This window comes from Sphingomonas montana (assembly GCF_001956315.1).
GTDB classification, from domain to species: Bacteria; Pseudomonadota; Alphaproteobacteria; order Sphingomonadales; family Sphingomonadaceae; genus Sphingomonas_R; species Sphingomonas_R montana.
In genome coordinates this window covers 55,091-71,775 of the sequence record NZ_MOLY01000046.1, presented here as the reverse complement: position 1 = coordinate 71,775, position 16,685 = coordinate 55,091, and the positions used below count along the sequence as shown (strand labels likewise).

Sequence of the window (16,685 nt, the reverse complement as noted above, 5' to 3'; positions counted from 1 at the left end):
CATGCGCGCGCACCTCCTCGCGGCCACCGCCGTCCTCCTCCTCGCCACCCAGCCCGCACAGGCGCATGATGCATCGCGCGTCGTCGCCTCGGCACGCCAAACCTACAACCTCAACCCCGGCTGGCAGATGACGACCGGCGAGCAGCCCGGCGCGGAACAGCCCGCGTTCGACGATCGCGGCTGGACCGCGGTCACGCTGCCCAACGCGTTCAACGAAGGCGAGGCGTTCGCGCGCGACATCAAGAACCTGTCGACCGGCATCATCTGGTATCGCAAGCGCTTCACCGCGCCGTCGGCCGCGGCCGCGGGCAAGGCGTTCCTCGAATTCGAAGGCGTGCGCCAGGCCGCCGAGGTCTGGGTCAACGGCCGCTCGGTCGCGCTGTCCGAAAGCGGCGCGATGGCGTTCGGCACGGACATTTCCAGCGCGCTGAAACCCGGCGAGAACGTTATCGCGGTGCGCGTGGACAATGACTGGCGTTACAAGGAACGGGCGACCGGCAGCGGTTTCCAGTGGAACGACCGCAACTTCAACGTGAATTACGGCGGCATCACGCGCAACGTGCGGCTGCACCTGACGCCGTCCACCTACCAGACGCTGCCGCTGTTCGCGGACCTCGGCACGACCGGCCAATATGTCTGGGCCGACGATTTCGACATTCCGGGCCGCACCGCGGTCGTCCACGCCGAAACGCAGGTCCGCAACGCGGAAGCGACCCCGCGCACCCTCTCCTACCGAGCGGAGATCCGCGACCGCGACGGCAAGCTGGTCGGCCGGCTCGACGGGGGCAGCGTTACCCTGGCACCGGGCGAAACCCGCGTGCTGACCGCGAAGGCCCGCTTGGCCGACCTCCATTTCTGGAGCTGGGGCTATGGCTATCTGTACCGCGTGACGACCAGCCTGGTCGAGAAGGGCAAGGTCCTCGACGCCGTCGATACGCTCACCGGTTTCCGGTCCACCGGGTTCAGCGACGGCATGATCCGGCTCAACGGGCGCGTCATGCAGGTCCACGGCTATGCGCAGCGCACCTCTAACGAATGGCCCGCCGTCGGCGTCTCGATCCCGCCCTGGATCAGCGATTTCTCCAACGCGCAGATGGTCGAAAGCGGCGGCAACCTGGTCCGCTGGATGCACATCACGCCATCCAAGCAGGACATCGAATCCGCGGACCGCGTCGGCCTGCCGCAGGCGATGCCCGCGGGCGACGCCGAACATGATGTCGAGGGCCGCCGGTGGGACCAGCGCAAGGAACAGATGCGCAGCGCCATCGTGTACAACCGCAACAACCCGTCGATACTGTTCTACGAAAGCGGAAACGAGAGCATCAGCGAGCCGCACATGGCCGAGATGAAGGCAATCCGCGACCAGTATGACCCGAACGGCGGACGTGCGATCGGATCGCGCGAGATGCTCGACAGCAAGGTCGCCGAATATGGCGGCGAGATGCTGTACATTAACAAGAGCGCGCATATCCCGATGTGGGCGATGGAATATTGCCGCGACGAGGCCGCACGGCTGTACCAGGATGCGCAGACCCCGCCGTTCCACGCCGACGCGCCCGACTATAATCGTAACCAGGACAGCCAGGCGGCCGAGGACGTCCGCCGCTGGTGGGACTATTACCGCATCCGCCCGGGCACCGGCCGGCGCGTGAGTTCGGGCGGGGTGAACATCATCTGGTCCGACAGCAACACCCATTATCGCGGCGACAACAACTACCGCCGCTCGGGCGAGGTCGACGCGGTGCGGATCCCCAAGGAGGGCTATTTCGCGCACCAGGTGATGTGGAACGGCTGGGTCGATGTCGAACGCCCCGCCACGCACATCGTCGGCCATTGGAGCTATGCGCCCGGCACGACGAAGGATGTCAGCGTCGTCTCGACCGGCGACAGGGTCGAACTGTTCCTCAACGGCCGGTCGCTCGGGCCGGGCAAGCGGTCCACCGGCTTCCTGTTCGGCTGGCCCGGCGTGACGTGGCAACCGGGAACGCTGCGCGCGGTCGCGACCGGGGCGGACGGGCGCACGTCGCAGGCCGTCGTCGAAACGGTCGGCGCCCCCTTCGCGCTGCGCCTGACGCCGCATACCGGCCCGCGCGGGTTCGTGATGGACGGCGCGGACATCGCGCTGGTCGATGTCGAGGTCGTCGACGCCAAGGGCCGCCGCGTGCCGACCGCGAACGACAAGGTCGCCTTCGCGCTGGCCGGCCCCGCGGAATGGCGCGGCGGCATTGCGCAGGGCGACAGTTCCGGCAAGCCGCGCGCCACGGTCGCGAAGGCGGAAGTCGCGATCCCCGGCACCACCCCGACCGCCGGCACCGCACGCGACGAGGATAACTACATCCTGTCGAAGACGCTGCCGGTGGAAGGCGGCGTCAACCGCGTGCTGCTGCGCGCGGGCGCGGCGCGCGGCACGGTCCGGCTGACCGCCACCGCGGCGGGGCTGAAACCCGCGACGCTCGTCCTGCCGACCGTCGCCGCCGCGAAGGTCGATGGCGGCCTGTCGCGCAGCTTTGCCGAAGACGCGCAGCCCGGCCTGCTCACGCGGGGCCCGACCCCGTCCACGCCGTCGTACCGCATAACGCGGACGACGGTGATGCCGGCCAGCATCGTGGCGGGGTCGCGGCAGGCGGACGCGGTCAGATCGACCGACGACAACGAATTGACGCACTGGGTCAGCGACGGCGCGCCGGGCACCGCCTGGATCGAGTATCGCTTCGCCGGGCCCGTGACGCTCAGCGAGATCGACCTGAAGCTCGTCGGCTGGCGTTCGCGCGCCTATCCGCTGCGAATCACGATCGACGGGCGGGAGCTGTGGACGGGCCAGACCGACCGCCAGCTCGGCTATGCCAACGTCGCCTTCCCGCCCGCCACGGGCCGCGTGCTGCGCCTCACCCAGACTGCGCCGACGCAGGACCGCGACGCCTTTGGCAAGATCGTCGAACTCGGCACCGCCAAGCAGTCGGGCGACACGGGTGCGGAGGCCGTCGCCCCCGGCTGGCGCCTGGCGATCGTCGAGGCGGACTTCCACGGCCCCGTGGCGCGATGATCGGCTTCGCCTCGCTGGCCGCAGGTGCGATGCTGTTCGCCGACGCGGCTCCCGACGTCTATGTCCTTGCCGGCCAGTCGAACATGTCGGGTCGGGGCGCGATCACGGACTTGCACCTGCGCGATCGTATCGCCGATCCCCGCATCCGGCTCTACGGCAATGACGGGCAGTGGCGTACCGCGCTCGATCCGCTTGACGATGCTACCGGCCAGATCGATACGGTATCCGCCGACAAGCAGGCGGCGGTCGGTCCGGGCCTGCCTTTCGCGCGCGCGATGCGGCGCACCGCCACGCACCCGATCGCGCTCGTCCCTTGCGCCAAGGGCGGCACGTCGATCGGACGCTGGAAGCCGGCGCAGGATCGCGCGACGCTGTACGGCTCCTGCGTCGCACGTGTCCGCGAGGCTGGCGGGCACCTCGCGGGTTTGCTTTGGTATCAAGGCGAGTCCGACGCGGAGAAATCGCTCGGCGAAGCGCTTGGGTGGACCGCCGCCTTTGTAGAGATGGCCGGCGCATTCCGCCACGATCTCGGCGTAGCGAAACTGCCGATCGTGATAGTCCAAATAGCAGACTCTCCGCGCACCGATCCGGACGGCTATCCCAGCTGGAGGAGGATCCAGGCACAACAGGTACGCTCCCCCTTACCCTGCTCGGCCATCGTGTCCACCAGAGGATTGGCGCGTAATCCGGACGATCTGCATCTGACAACCGGCGCACAGCAAAGGCTCGGTCCTAAACTAGCCGCCGCGATGGCGGGATTGATCCGACGGGGCTGCCGATGAAGAATGCCATTCTGTTGGCGACCGCTCTTGTCCTTTCGACAATCGCCGCATCGGCGCCCGCGCAGGACGGCTTCGCGATCGCAATCACCGTCGATGACCTGCCTGCGCACGGGCCCTTGCCGCAGGACACCGATCGCGCCTCGATCGCGCGTGCCTACATTGCCACGCTTTAGGCGCATGGCGTCCCGGAGGCATTCGGCTTCGTCAATGCCGCCAGGGTCGCAGGCGATCGCGACAGCGAGGCCGTGCTAGATATCTGGCGCAACGCAGGCTACCCGCTCGGCAACCACGGTTATGACCATCTCAATCTCAATCGCGCTAAGACCATCGCCGCCTGGACGGCCGATGTGGTGGCGGGCGAGCCGATGGTTGCCAAGCATATGACAGGCCGTGACTGGCATTATTACCGCTTTCCCAATCTGGCAGCCGGCACGGGCGAGCGACACATCGCGGCCGCCGATGTTCTGAAGACCCGCAGATATAGAGTTGCGGATGTCAGCATCGCGTTCAGCGATTGGGTCTATACCGATGCGTATGTCCGGTGCCTCGCAAGGGGCGACCAAACAAGCATTGCGGCGATGAAAGTCCAATATCTTCGGGGCGTCGACGACGGTATCGCCCAGATGAAGGCAGTGTCCCGTCGCGTATATGGTCGCGTCATTCCGCAGGTCCTGCTGATGCACCTTGGTGGCTGGTCAGCGGTGACGTTGCCCGGCGTGATGGCACGGCTGGATAGGGCCGGGGCTCGATATGTCACGCTCAAGCGGGCGCAGGCAGACGCTGCCTATGCCTACGCAAACAAACTGCCCGGTGGAGGCAGCATCCTTCAACGTACTGCCAAGGCGAATAAGCTGGACGTGTCCGATATCGTGAAGCTCAAGTCTGTAATTGACGTAAAGCAAATTTGCCGGTGACGATCGCCTTGCAATGCACCAGTCATAGGCGCGCCCGAGGAGCCGCTCCACTGGCATCCACAGACTCCGGCACCAAGCTGCCTACGGTTCTGGCCATGCGGCACCCCGTCCCAAACCGGGTCAATTACCGGTCTGGCCAGTTTTATTCCCGCGCAGCGTGGCCCACGTGGATCAACATCGGCATCGCATTCAAAGTCGCCAACCTGTCGAAAGCTGTCGAAAGCTGTCGAAAGCTGTCGAAAGCTGTCGAGCCATTAGGGCTTCTAAAAGGCTCATATCAAGCAAGTTCGATAATTACATGATCGCGAACTCCTATATTGATCCCGAACAGCCCGTCCCCGTGATGGAGCCGAAAAGAAGACACATAGATACGCGCATACGCGACGTCCGAAGGTCAGGACATAAGCGACGCGAAGCCTTCCCAGTTCTCCATGTCTGATAGGTAGTTCCGACAAAATGTAAGCGGGAACCGGTTTCGAGAAAATCAGTGTTCTTTGGGGTCTCCCAAAGGCAGGATTCTCATTCAACGTTCCCTTCCGGAAAAGGGGGCAGGCGCTCGCATCACGATCCGTCAGACTGTAGAGCGGTGCGACACCGGTCTGGGGAGTGATTGACATGGAGGCCAGGGCAATGGTGGTAGCCTTCTCCTTCGATCATCCAGACGAGCCCGTGTCGCTCTACGATTACGCGCCCGTGCTGCGTCTCCGGGACAGACGAGGCGATTGGGTTCTCGAGCGCACGGGGTTGGTTCATTCGGGCGGCGTTGCGATCGGTCGTTGGTTGTTAGTGCTGCGTGACTTGGGAGTCGATGTGGTGGCACCGGTAGCCCACCTCCACCCGCCCCACGTCGGCTCGATGATGGCAAGGAGTGGGTGGTCTATCCGTTCGTGTCGGGCACGGGCTACCATGTCACGAAGGTTCAAATCGCCGACGCGGGCCGTCTGCTGGGGCGGATGCACGCGGCTGCCCCACCGGAAGCAAGCGCTCTCGCGACCTATGCAGAGCCGGTCGTGTGGGACGCCGGGTGGATCGAGCCGCACCTTGCGTCGGCCGAGAATGCGATGACAATCGCCGGCGCAGACAAGCGATCGGTGCGGACGCTGGCGCGGCTTGCCGTCGCCGAGCTCTTGAAGGAATTACCGCTCGCTGGGTGCAGCTTCGACTTCAAAGCATCGAACCTCCTTTTCAGCCCGAAACGAACGCTGCTCGATCCCGATCATGCGGCACGGATGCCGAGGCTATATGACCTCGTGGTGGCGCTACTGCTGTTCCATTCTGACCTCCCTGCCGCCCCCGGACGCCTTTGGACAACCGTTGAATGGAGAGCTTTCCTGCGGGGGCTATGGCAGGACCAACAAGTGCCGTTATGGACGCCAACAGAAGCCTAACGTCGTTGACCCAACAGCAGACATTCCCGAGGTCCTTTGTTTCTCTCCACAGCAGACAGCCGACATTCCGGGGCGCTCCATACCCTCATTTTATCAGGGTCGACCGGGCGGTCGACAGGTCCGCCCGGAATATACTTCGCGGAGCCGCCTATATGCCAGCTGCGGTCGGGCGGACGATGGCCTCGTTGATGTAGGCATCGTCGCTGAACGAACATTTCAGGCCGTGACGAACATGACGCCGCTGGAATATCAGAAGCAGTTGCGCCTGCAGGAGACACGGCGCCTGATGCTGTCGGCAGCACAACCGTGAGCAGCGGGGGCTTCGTCGTGGGCTATGAAAGCCCATCGCAGCTTAACCGTGAGTATGCTCGCCTGTTTTGGCGTTCCCCCCGGCGTGAAATCGAACGGCTACGGCTTGGCAGAAATCTGCTTACACTATTCGAGTGCCCTGCTCTTCGATCGGATCCACAAGTGGACATCCAGCTTGCCGTCCTCAAGACGCAGCGATCCCGTACAGGCGCGCGCGGCGATGCGCCTTCATCTTGAACGCGTGCTCGAGACCTTGCTCGAGAGACCCGAGATTCAGGAAATCCATCAGGCGCGCGACAGCGTCCATCAACAGCGCAGACGATTTGCCGTCTCCGACTGAACGCGGTTAAGATCAGCCTCCGAACAGTACCTTCTCCAAACGAGGGTCGGTCCCGGTAGGGCTTTACCCGGCACGGCTTCCGGGAGCGAGGTTATGGGCTCGCAATCCAAACTTGCACTGCTAGAACGACTACTCGGACTAATGGCCTGCTCGGCGGGTGCGGTACCGCCGCGGAGGGGTCAGAAATGCGTGCTTCTACCGGTCATGTGGTGGCGCTCGGGATAGCGAAGCTGGCATTGTGCCCGTTTATGCCGGCACATGCGCAGTCCAATACAGCCGCATCGGCCCCGCCCGCCGTCCCTCCGCATTTTCGAAACCTTGATGCCCACATAATCAGGAGCCGCGAGCGCGACATTGGTCAGTTCAGCAAAAATGACCATCGGGCAGCGAAGAACCAGGCCGTGCTCCGCCGGGTCGCCGTCAATAAACCGGTATCGCTGGAGAAAAATCGGTTGCCGACAGATCCACTGTCACCGCCGACGACGACCGCGCCGCCCGCGGTGCTGGAGGGCTATACCGCCGATCCGGCCATCCGGATATTCGGTGACACCTACTATCTCTATCTGACATCGGACAAACCAAATTGGCTAACGACCGACTTTTCGGTCTGGTCGTCGAAGAACCTCGTTGAATGGAAAAAGGAGAGAATGGTTCTCGATGTCGCCCACGATCTCAAATGGGCGAAGATTCAAGCCTGGGCACCCGATGTCATCGAACGCGGCGGCTCCTACTACATGTATTTCTGCGCCGAGGGAAATATCGGTGTCGCGACGGCAAAATCACCGCTCGGGCCGTTCGTCGATGCGTTGGGAAAACCGCTTCTGGCCAAGGGGATGGGCGTCCAGACCAACACCATCGATCCCTATCCGTTTATCGACAGCGACGGACAGGCTTATCTGTATTTTGGCAACGGCAAGCTGCTGAATGTCGTGAAACTCAAACGCGATATGATTACCCTGGACGGCCCGGTACGGGGGATCGAAGCGCGGGACCACCGCGAAGGTCCGGTCGTGTTTAAGCGCGACGGCAAATATTACTTCATGTGGTCGATCGATGATGCGCGCAGCCCCGACTACCGCGTCGGCTGGGGTACGGCCGCATCGCCGATGGGGCCGATCACGTCGCCGGACACGGACTTCATCGTGCTGAAAAAACACGGCGTCGCCGTCGGAACGGGGCATCATAGCGTGGTCAACGTCCCCGGCACCGACCGCTGGTATGCAGCCTACCATCGCCATGCCTTGCCCGTCGGCGGTGGCTATCAACGTCAGACGGTCATAGCCCGGATGGAGTTCATGGCGAGTAGCGCAATCCGCCCGATGGATCCATTGGTCGCGCCGTTCACGACCGGCGATATCGGCGAACAGGTGCGCCGCAAATGAGCCGGCTTCGCTTCCCCGCCCCCCTGCGCGCCGCCATGCTGTGCGCCGCCATGCTTGTCCCGATCGCTGCCACCCATGCACTGGAGCCGATCGCCGCGGCTCGCAGCCCGACCGCAACGCTTGGCGATGCTGTCGCCAAAGCGATCCGCAACGATCCTGCACTCCGCGCGCCCCTTCGTGGCAACGTGACGCTTTACCGCAACGGCGCCGAAATACCGGCGTTGGCCGATCACGCCGGGGCAGCGGCAGTGACGATCACCTGGCAATCGTCGAACATGAAGGTTATCTCGGTCAGCGACCGGCGAACCGGCAGCGACACGATCGCGAAGGGCACGATCACCCGCTACGCCCAGGACGCCATGGTCCGCCTGACCGCCACCGTCAGCGGGCCGGGTCTTTCGCCGGTCACAGTGCCGATTGACGTGACTGTGCTTGCGCGGCCAACACTGACAAATAAGCAGGCCTATCTCTTCGTCTATTTCAGTGGCGACACGGTGGATGGCGAAAAGCTTCGTTTTGCCGTGTCCGATGGGAACAACGCGCTGCAGTGGAAAGAATTGAATCGCGCCCAGCCGGTACTGACGTCATCGAACGGCACGTTGGGCCTGCGCGACCCGTTCATCATGCGTTCGCCAGAAGGCGACCGCTTCTTCCTGATTGCCACCGATCTTTCCGCCGGACGCACCGGCTGGCGCGAAGCGACCAACCAGGGCAGTCGATATCTGGAGATCTGGGAGTCGACCGATCTGATCAACTGGGGCAGCCAGCGCCACGTCGAGGTCAACCTGCCCAATGCTGGCATGACCTGGGCACCGGAGGCGACCTATGATTTGTCGATCGGCGCCTATGTCGTCTATTGGTCGTCGACCCTTTACACCGACGCTGCGCGGACGCAGGGCGACGGCAATGGCCCGCAGATGCTGTATGCCACGACACGCGACTTTCGCACCTTCACCCAGCCCCAGCAGTGGTTCAAGGCCGCGGACCTGTCCGAGCTGGTCAAAAGTCGCGGAATGATCGATTCAACCGTCCTTCGCGATGGCGACGCTTATTATCGCTTCACCAAGGTGACCGAGGCAAGCGGCTGCCCTTCGGGGGATATCATCGGCCAGCGCTCAAGCTCGCTTCGCGCACTTGGCGGCTCTAGCGCATGGAGCGTGGTATCGCGCTGTATCGGTCGCAAGGCGGGCACACCGGAGGTCGAGGGGCCAAGTGCGTTCGTTGCAAACAAGGGCGACACCAGCGGCTTCAAATACTATCTTTGGGTCGATCACTATCGCGGCATCGGCTATATCCCGCTGGCAACGAATGCGCTTCGGGGCGATATCAAATGGACCTATCCGGCGGACTTCCGCCTCCCGCTGCGTCCGCGCCATGGATCGGTGCTGTCCATAACCGCGGAGGAGCGCGACGCGCTCGTCGCAAAATGGGGTGCGACGCCGGTTCCGCCGCCACCCTCTGCCGAAGCCGTGGCGCGGCAGTTGAAGGATGCCTGGGTAATTCCACCAGTGGTCGCATCGGCCAGCCGCCTCCCGGCCCCACAGGGATACAGCGTAAGTTGGACCGCCAACGGGCCGGGCCTGCGGGACGGCATGCTGGTCAATGACGGCACAGAACCACTTTCGCTGCGCCTGACCGGCACGATCGCTTTGCCTGGCGGAAAGTCCGCGGTGAAGGAGTTTGCCGTACAAGTGCTCGGTAAGGATGCGCCACGGATCGTCTCCTATGCCCGCACGCCGACCGACGCCCACGACGCCAATCAGCCAGCTGTCGCACGCAGCCTGCACCTCGCGCTTGCCGTTGGCGATGCTACGCCGAAGCCCATGAACGGCAACTACGGCGTGTTGTTCGCCAAGGGTGACTATATCGCCATCGACCGGGTGTCGGAGCGTGGCATTGTCGACCCGGCGCTCTTCTATTTTGCCGACGGCAGTCTGGGCGTCATCGCGACCCGCGCGGAGATATCGGGCAAGGCCGACGCGTCGCAGGCGTCGAGTGCGCTGATGTTCAAAGCCGACCCCGCAAATCCCGCGGACTTTACCGAGCTAGGCCTGATCGACCTGCGCACCACTGCCGGCGTGAACCGGCCCACCGCGGTGTGGGACGCGACGAAGAAGCGATACCTCGTTTCCTGGACAACCGATGACAGCATTGCGCAATGGACAACGGTCGAGGATCTGGCGCGGACCGAAAATACCCGCACGCAGTTCCATCCTGAAAATGGTGGACGCCGCTCGCGCATTGTCTCTGCCGGAAATGTCGGGCAACCCCGTTTGGGTGGCGTTGCGACGATCACCGCCCCGGCGCCGGACATGCCTGGCGTGCGGAACGCGCGTGCACTACCGGTCGGGCGCCATATCGTCGCGGCACTGACCAACCGTTTTGGCCGGATCGTCAACGCTCGCGCACAGGTCGATCCGCTGACGATCACTCCTGGTAATATACAAGCCGTGATCAATGCGCGGGCCCGGCTCGATTACTCCGACGGTTCAACCGCGACCCGCGCGGTCGATTGGGATCCCGCCGATCTGCGTCGCCTGGCCACCGCGCGCACCGGCACGATTGCGGTCCGCGGAACGATCCGGCAGAAAGTCTATCCGAAAATCTTCGCCTTCAACCGCGCCGATCCGACGATCTATGCTTACACCCGCAAGGGGCGGACGAAATATCTGTTCACCGCAACCGACGACACCGACAACCGGAACGTCGGCTCGGTGCATTTGCCAATTCGCATCGCGGATAGCATCGATGCGCTGGCCGACGACAATGGCGGCAGGGCGCGCGAGATAGACTTGCTGAACCGCAAGACCCGGCTCGACCGCACGGTTGAGGGCAAGATGATCGCCGGATGTTATTGGGCACCCGAAATACATGAGATCGGGGGGCGCCTCAGCATCCTGTTCGCGCCCTGCTTCAATCCGACGGACGACCAGTCAAACGAAGGCGGGCTATGGTCAACGGTGCAATCGCACATCATCCAGCTGCGCCCGGGCGGCGATCCGGCCAACCCCGCCCACTGGTCCAAGCCCGCCGCGATCCTGAAACGCGACCGATCTGCGCTTGGCCGCCGCGATCAGGACAAGAATATCAGCCTCGATATGTCATACTTCGTGTCGGGCGGGCAGGCTTATTACATCTGGTCGCAGCGCTACCTGACGGCGTCCGCGCCGCCAGGCGATCCGCTGACCTGGATTGCAAAGGTCAATCCGGCGAACCCGACGCGCCTGCTCTCCGAACCTAGGCCGATCATCGCGCCGAACCTGTCCTTTGAGGAACATCTGGCCGAGGGCGCGTTCGCCCAGTTCCACAACGGACGTGTCCATTTAGTTTATTCGGGATCAAGCGTCAGTCCGACCTACGTCGTTGGCGGCGTCTGGGCGAAGGAGGGCGCGGATTTGACGGACATCGACTCGTGGCACAAATGGAAGGCGCCGCTGCAGAAAAGCCGGTCGATGCCCGCTGGCGTCAATGACTTCTTGAACTACGAACAAGGCACCGGCCATGGCAGCTTCACTGCCGACTCTGATGGTAATCCAATTTATGTCTACCACACCTGGGGCGACGGCGTCGGCGGCAACGGGCGCGACACGCGTCTGCGGCGCATACACTGGGCTGCGGATGGCCACCCCGTGCTAGACATGATGCCTGAGGAGGAGATAGGGCCAAAAAACCGAACATTATCAGTTCAGGTAACAATTAAGAGATTATTTATTTCAGACAATACGCATTAGTATATGGCACTATATCGATATGTTTAAATCGAGCGACGCTTGAGAGTTAAACCTTCGCCAGATAGAACGATAGGTTTTAGATCCAAGAACTTTTCTGATAGATCGAGTTAATTATTAACATAACCTTGTCTGCGCAGTTTGTATAATCAGAGATGCTTTTCCGACTTAAGCGCGTACGCAAAGCTCACTTTCGTGCAGTGACTTCGACTTAACGGGCATGGCCAGCTTTCACCATTTTTTTGCGATCATGATGCACAATTCAAGTTTTACATCATGGCGAAGTATCCGACCAGCGAGACCCTACTTTAACTGGGTCGGCCGCTCGCTGATTACGATTGCAGTATGCAACATGCCCTCCCCGTCTCGCTCCACCTCATGCCGAACAAGCGAGCTGCGAGAGCGACCGCTGGGTAGCTCGTAAACTACGAGAGTAGCGCATTCGAAGAAGCGTCCGTCGTATCCCGGCTGGCAAAGGGTGTGCGGCACGTTTGTCAGCCGTTTGGGCTTTACAGCCAGTGCGTCCCCGGTTCGAATGCGATTGCTGAAGTACGGCCACTCGCTCCGTACGAATGTTTCCATTTCGGACACGGTGGGGGTGACCGGACTGGAATGGGTCCATGCCGGGGATGCGCTCAACAGCCACGCGAGCGTAGCGGGCAAAATAATAAATGAACGGCGCGACATCATCGGCAGACCATATCATGTAAGCCCAGGCCGCTTCCAGACATCGCCGAACAGCAGCCGATCGGTGTAGTCGGCCAGAGCGGGTGCCACCCGGCGCATCGGCTCGGGCGCGACAGACTTAACCTGCTCGGCTGCAGCAGGCGCCGCGCCGAAGGCGAGTGCGGCAAGGGTCAGGAGGCGCATGATGTTCCTTTCGGACGAGAGCGGGAATGTCAGCGAGCAGGCCCGCGATATTGCGCGGCCGTGACCGGCTGGAGCCAGTCGACTTTCTTGCCGTCTCGGGTTTCGGAGATGGCGAGGTGCGTCATCGCCGTGATTGCCGTGCCCCCGTGCCAATGCTTGACGCCTGGCTTAGCGTAGATCGTGTCACCCCTGCAGATGCGGGTGACCGGGCCGCCCTCGACCTGGGTCCAACCGCAGCCTTCGGTCACGTACAAAGTTTGACCCGCAGGATGCGTGTGCCAGTTGCTGCGTGCGCCAGGCTGGAAGGCGACGAGCGCGGTCCCAGCCTGTCCGGGCGCCGTCGGGCTAATCAGCAGCCGCACCCGCACTGAACCGGTGAAGTTTTCTGACGGACCAGGCTTTGCCTCGGTCGAGCCCGCACGAACGACCTCCTGTGCGAAAGCCGCCGTGGAAAGAGCGGCGAGCGCTCCGGCGAGAACGAACAACTTCATCGTGTATCCTTTCGGAAGGTGGCTGCTGGCCCAAAATGCTCAGTAGGTGCCCGTGCGATCCCAGAAGCCGCAGCGGTGAAAGGCTGCGAACTTGCCGGACACCAGCTCGGCACCCGGAAGCTTGAAGGTCATCACGTCATCGCGATCGGTGTCGAACCGTGGCCATTCCGTCCGGGAAGGAAGGTCGCCGACGTGCGCGAAATAGTCGACCATTTGGTCCGACAGTTTCTCTTGCAGCGGGTTGAGCTTTACGGTCACGTCGGCCCCGCCCCGGAAGCCGGGAAAAATGTAAGCCAGCTCGTAGGTGTGCGATGCCAGCAGCGGAAAGGTGGTCGGGCCGACATAGGTCGGCGCCGTGCCGTCGCTGAACTCATAGGCGTAGACCGGAATCTTGTTGGCCAGCGAACGGTTGAGGGCGAGGCCAGTGCACGCGAACATGCTGTCGGTTGCAGCCGCGGCGAACGCTTCGCTGGCGCTGTCGTAGCGTGTGAGTGGATACTCCCGCGCGACCTTGGAAGCGAGCGCCGCGCCATATTGGCGTTCGAGCCATGCGGGGTAATCAGCCGCCGTCATTGCCTTGCCCGAGGCGAGCTCGGGAAGCGCCACGAAAAAGCGGGCCTCGTCGCGGGTGTTGCCGTTGACCAGCGTGACATGGTTGATCCGCCCTCTTCGGTAAGCATCCGACGGATGCATTGGCACCACGGTGCCATCGATGATCGCTTCGTTGAGGAGGTAGTCGGTTTGGGTATCGAGCAGGCGCTTCGCCGGCAGTGCACGCAGACAGGCAGCGGTGTCCTGCTCGCACCCAACTTCTTTCGCCAGCCTGTCACCAAGCGCCTGCGCGACGGCGAGGGGCCGCGGAGCACCGAACGCCGGATGCCGCGTCATCACGCCGGCACCGCTCATGGCGATCGCGTGCTGGAAGGTGTCAGCGGCCGAGGGGGACGCAATCTGGAGCATCACGCTGTTGCCGCCCGAGGACTCGCCGGCAATCGTCACGTTGGTAGGATCACCGCCAAAAGCGGCAATGTTCTGCTTGATCCAGCGCAGCGCCGCCTGCTGGTCCAGCAGCCCGTAATTCGCGGACGGATGCCCTTCGGTGTCAAGCGCCTTCTGCGCGAAGAAGCCGAACACGCCAAGCCGATAGTTGAGCGTAACGACGACTGCCTTGCCGCGCAGCGCCATCTTGGTCGCATCATAATCCGCCCCCTGGCCCACCTGCATGGCACCGCCGTGGATCCAGACGAACACGGGCAACTTCTGCCCCGGCTCTGCCGCGGCCGCACTGCGATACACGTTGAGATAGAGGCAGTCCTCGCTGCCGCCGGCGCGCGCGAACACACCGAGATCGGCGTTCTGCGCGCAGCTCGACGCCACCGTGTTCGCCTTCCGAACTGCGGTCCATGGCTTCATCACCTGGGGCGGTTTCCAGCGCAAGGGGCCTACAGGCGGCGTCGCGAACGGAATGCCGAGCCAGCTTTGCAGGTCATCGTTGGCAACGCCCGACAGCGGACCTTGAGCGGACACGACATCAAGGGCGGACTGGGCAGCAACAGGCACCGCGTTAAGAAGGCTCAGCGAGGCAAGGGCAGCGGTCACAGTGTGCCGCAAGGTCGTCGTCAAAGACATTCGTTTTCCCCGTGGGTCGGCGGAAAGCCGGCTTATTGTTTCAGGATGGGGCTGAGTGCGGCGAAGGTCTCGGAGCCTGGCGGCTGAGAAAAGTCCGGTGCCAGTCGCGTCGTAAGGCTGAGCACCGAGGTGGGGACGGCACCGGCGAGTTCGAGCTCGCGAAAGGCGGCGCTTTCCGTCCGAGGCGATGGGCTGCCGATGCAATCGACGACGTAATAGACCGTGTAGCCTGCTGCGATCGCATCGAGAGCGGCATGGAGGATAGCCACTTCTGCGACATATCCCGCGATCACCAGGGTGCGCCGGCCCGATCTAGCAACGGCCTGAACCGTCGCCGGGTCCATGAGCGCGCCGGCGGGGTTGCGCAGGAACGTGTTTGCCGGGTTGCTGTAGGGTAGCAGGGGGGCGATCAACTTCGGTGGATTTTCACCTTCCAGGACCACGCTGAACAAGGTTGGCAGCTTCAGGATCTGCGCCACTTTGGCCAGAACACCCGTTGCCGTCCCGATCGTTTGGGGCGGGGTCGTCTTGCTTTGTGCAACCAGTGATGTCTGCAGATCGACGAAAAGGACCTGCACCGTGGCCGGATTGACCCGTGCCCGACGCGTGCTACTCTCGAGGGCTGCCGGGCGGCTTGTCTGAGCGAGAGCCGGAGCGGCGCCTACAGCTGCCATGACACCAAGCACTGAGCCAAATGCTCCGGTTCGCAGTAGCTCCTGCCTGTCTGCGCTGCTGGACTGTCCAAAATTTGGTTCGCGCATTGGTGACCCCATCTGCTGTCAGACACAATCCTGGCGGGTCGCCTGACTGCGCTGCAACAATAAGCCGGGGGCGCTCTCTGGATTAGACGCTAAGTTCCGCATGGTCCTATTAGAAGATCTTATCAATGCCCGGCACGGTATCGCAGGGTGTCGACGACCAGGGAAAACGCGGCCGAATGCTGTCGGCGGCTGGAGTAGAAGAGGTGGTAACCGGGATAAGAGGGGCACCAATCCTCTAACACCGTCCGGAGCGTTCCTGCTGCCAGATGGGGCTCCGCCGCGTCCTGCGGCACGAACGCAAGGCCCAGACCTTCGAGCGAGGCCTCCACGATCAGCCCGAGCGTGTTGAACACGCATTGACCCTCGACCCGTACCTTGACCTCGTGACCGTCTTTTTCGAACTCCCAGGCATACAGGCCGCCGTGCGTAGGCAGGCGAATATTGATGCAAGCGTGTGTCAGAAGATCCTGTGGGGTTGCTGGAGCCGCCTTGTCCTGTAGATACGCTGGCGCCGCGACGACGATCATGCGCTGTTCGGGTCCGATCGGTACCGCGATCATATCCTTGGCGACCAACTCACCCAGTCGAACGCCAGCGTCGTAGCGCTCGGCTACGATGTCGGTCAGGCCATAGTCCGAGACGATCTCTACGTTCACGTCGGGATAGGTCTTCAACAAGGGGACAAGCCGCGGCCAAAGAACAGTCCTTGCACCGTGCTCGTCGGCGGTGATGCGAATGGTGCCGGCGGGCGTCTCCTTCAACGCGCTAAGTGCAGCGATCTCGGCTCGAACCTCTTCGAGACGGGGCGAGACCCGTTCCAGTAGCCGTGCTCCTGCTTCCGTCGGCGCGACGCTGCGTGTGGTGCGATCGAGCAGGCGAATGCCGATCCGCGCCTCCAATGTCCGTACCGTCTGGCTCAACGCCGATTGCGACACTCCGAGCAGCGCTGCGGCACGGGTGAAGCTGCCTTCCCGGGCAACGGTCAGCAACACCTCAATGTCGTCGAGCTTGGCTTGGGGCATTCAGAAGCGTTCCTTCTAGGGGCATC

General features: G+C 62.9%; 12 protein-coding genes and 1 pseudogene. 8 read left to right on the top strand and 5 right to left on the bottom strand.

What is annotated here, in order from left to right; translation table 11 throughout:
• Position 1 precedes the first annotated feature (1 nt).
• The 8 genes and pseudogenes from BKY59_RS15450 (at position 2) to BKY59_RS15420 (ending at position 11,889) form a co-directional block, all read left to right on the top strand.
• A complete protein-coding gene (locus BKY59_RS15450; protein ID WP_240500141.1) occupies positions 2-3,043 on the top strand; it encodes a glycoside hydrolase family 2 protein in 3,042 nt (1,013 codons plus the stop codon).
• A 29-nt stretch (positions 3,044-3,072) separates the two neighbouring features.
• Positions 3,073-3,825: a sialate O-acetylesterase gene (locus BKY59_RS15445; protein ID WP_240500140.1), complete on the top strand. Its 753-nt coding sequence runs from the start codon at positions 3,073-3,075 to the stop codon at positions 3,823-3,825.
• A complete protein-coding gene (locus BKY59_RS17850) occupies positions 3,822-3,998 on the top strand; it encodes a hypothetical protein (RefSeq protein WP_165374873.1) in 177 nt (58 codons plus the stop codon). Before BKY59_RS15445 ends, BKY59_RS17850 begins: the two co-directional genes overlap by 4 nt.
• Before the next feature lie 72 nt (positions 3,999-4,070).
• The gene (locus tag BKY59_RS15440; RefSeq protein WP_129586424.1) at positions 4,071-4,739 is read left to right on the top strand and encodes a polysaccharide deacetylase family protein; all 669 of its coding nucleotides are present in this window, start codon (positions 4,071-4,073) and stop codon (positions 4,737-4,739) included.
• A gap of 845 nt (positions 4,740-5,584) precedes the next feature.
• A pseudogene (locus BKY59_RS15435) lies at positions 5,585-6,127 on the top strand (phosphotransferase); the annotation flags it as partial.
• Between the two features lie 358 nt (positions 6,128-6,485).
• A complete protein-coding gene (locus BKY59_RS17845) occupies positions 6,486-6,776 on the top strand; it encodes a GPW/gp25 family protein (protein ID WP_165374870.1) in 291 nt (96 codons plus the stop codon).
• 185 nt (positions 6,777-6,961) lie between these two features.
• Positions 6,962-8,158 carry a family 43 glycosylhydrolase gene (locus BKY59_RS15425; RefSeq protein WP_083672189.1) on the top strand — a complete coding sequence of 399 codons (1,197 nt, stop codon included), beginning with the start codon at positions 6,962-6,964 and terminating at the stop codon, positions 8,156-8,158.
• Positions 8,155-11,889, top strand: a complete 3,735-nt coding sequence (locus BKY59_RS15420) for a family 43 glycosylhydrolase (protein WP_083672188.1) — start codon at positions 8,155-8,157, stop codon at positions 11,887-11,889. The genes BKY59_RS15425 and BKY59_RS15420 overlap by 4 nt, the downstream gene beginning before the upstream one ends.
• Positions 11,890-12,588: 699 nt before the next feature.
• On the opposite strand, the gene BKY59_RS17840 is transcribed toward BKY59_RS15420, so the two are convergent.
• From BKY59_RS17840 to BKY59_RS15400, 5 genes are all read right to left on the bottom strand, one after another.
• Positions 12,589-12,756: a hypothetical protein gene (locus BKY59_RS17840; protein ID WP_165374872.1), complete on the bottom strand. Its 168-nt coding sequence runs from the start codon at positions 12,754-12,756 to the stop codon at positions 12,589-12,591.
• A gap of 29 nt (positions 12,757-12,785) precedes the next feature.
• Complete coding sequence (locus BKY59_RS15415) at positions 12,786-13,247, bottom strand: (R)-mandelonitrile lyase (protein ID WP_076073046.1); 462 nt, start codon at positions 13,245-13,247, stop codon at positions 12,786-12,788.
• A gap of 39 nt (positions 13,248-13,286) precedes the next feature.
• Positions 13,287-14,876, bottom strand: a complete 1,590-nt coding sequence (locus BKY59_RS15410; protein ID WP_076073045.1) for a carboxylesterase/lipase family protein — start codon at positions 14,874-14,876, stop codon at positions 13,287-13,289.
• Positions 14,877-14,908: 32 nt separating this feature from the next.
• Positions 14,909-15,454 carry an isochorismatase family protein gene (locus BKY59_RS15405; protein WP_076073044.1) on the bottom strand — a complete coding sequence of 182 codons (546 nt, stop codon included), beginning with the start codon at positions 15,452-15,454 and terminating at the stop codon, positions 14,909-14,911.
• A 305-nt stretch (positions 15,455-15,759) separates the two neighbouring features.
• On the bottom strand, positions 15,760-16,659 hold the full coding sequence (locus BKY59_RS15400) for a LysR family transcriptional regulator (protein WP_076073043.1): 900 nt from the start codon (positions 16,657-16,659) through the stop codon (positions 15,760-15,762).
• Positions 16,660-16,685: the final 26 nt, after the last annotated feature.

Bases quoted from the DNA above. Each gene is read 5' to 3' on its own strand.
- BKY59_RS15450 (WP_240500141.1), top strand. From the start codon at position 2: ATGCGCGCGCACCTCCTCGCGGCCACCGCCGTCCTCCTCCTCGCCACC.
- BKY59_RS15445 (WP_240500140.1), top strand. From the start codon at position 3,073: ATGCTGTTCGCCGACGCGGCTCCCGACGTCTATGTCCTTGCCGGCCAG.
- BKY59_RS17850 (WP_165374873.1), top strand. From the start codon at position 3,822: ATGAAGAATGCCATTCTGTTGGCGACCGCTCTTGTCCTTTCGACAATC.
- BKY59_RS15425 (WP_083672189.1), top strand. From the start codon at position 6,962: ATGCGTGCTTCTACCGGTCATGTGGTGGCGCTCGGGATAGCGAAGCTG.
- BKY59_RS15420 (WP_083672188.1), top strand. From the start codon at position 8,155: ATGAGCCGGCTTCGCTTCCCCGCCCCCCTGCGCGCCGCCATGCTGTGC.
- BKY59_RS17840 (WP_165374872.1), bottom strand. From the start codon at position 12,756: ATGCGCCTCCTGACCCTTGCCGCACTCGCCTTCGGCGCGGCGCCTGCT.
- BKY59_RS15415 (WP_076073046.1), bottom strand. From the start codon at position 13,247: ATGAAGTTGTTCGTTCTCGCCGGAGCGCTCGCCGCTCTTTCCACGGCG.
- BKY59_RS15410 (WP_076073045.1), bottom strand. From the start codon at position 14,876: ATGTCTTTGACGACGACCTTGCGGCACACTGTGACCGCTGCCCTTGCC.
- BKY59_RS15400 (WP_076073043.1), bottom strand. From the start codon at position 16,659: ATGCCCCAAGCCAAGCTCGACGACATTGAGGTGTTGCTGACCGTTGCC.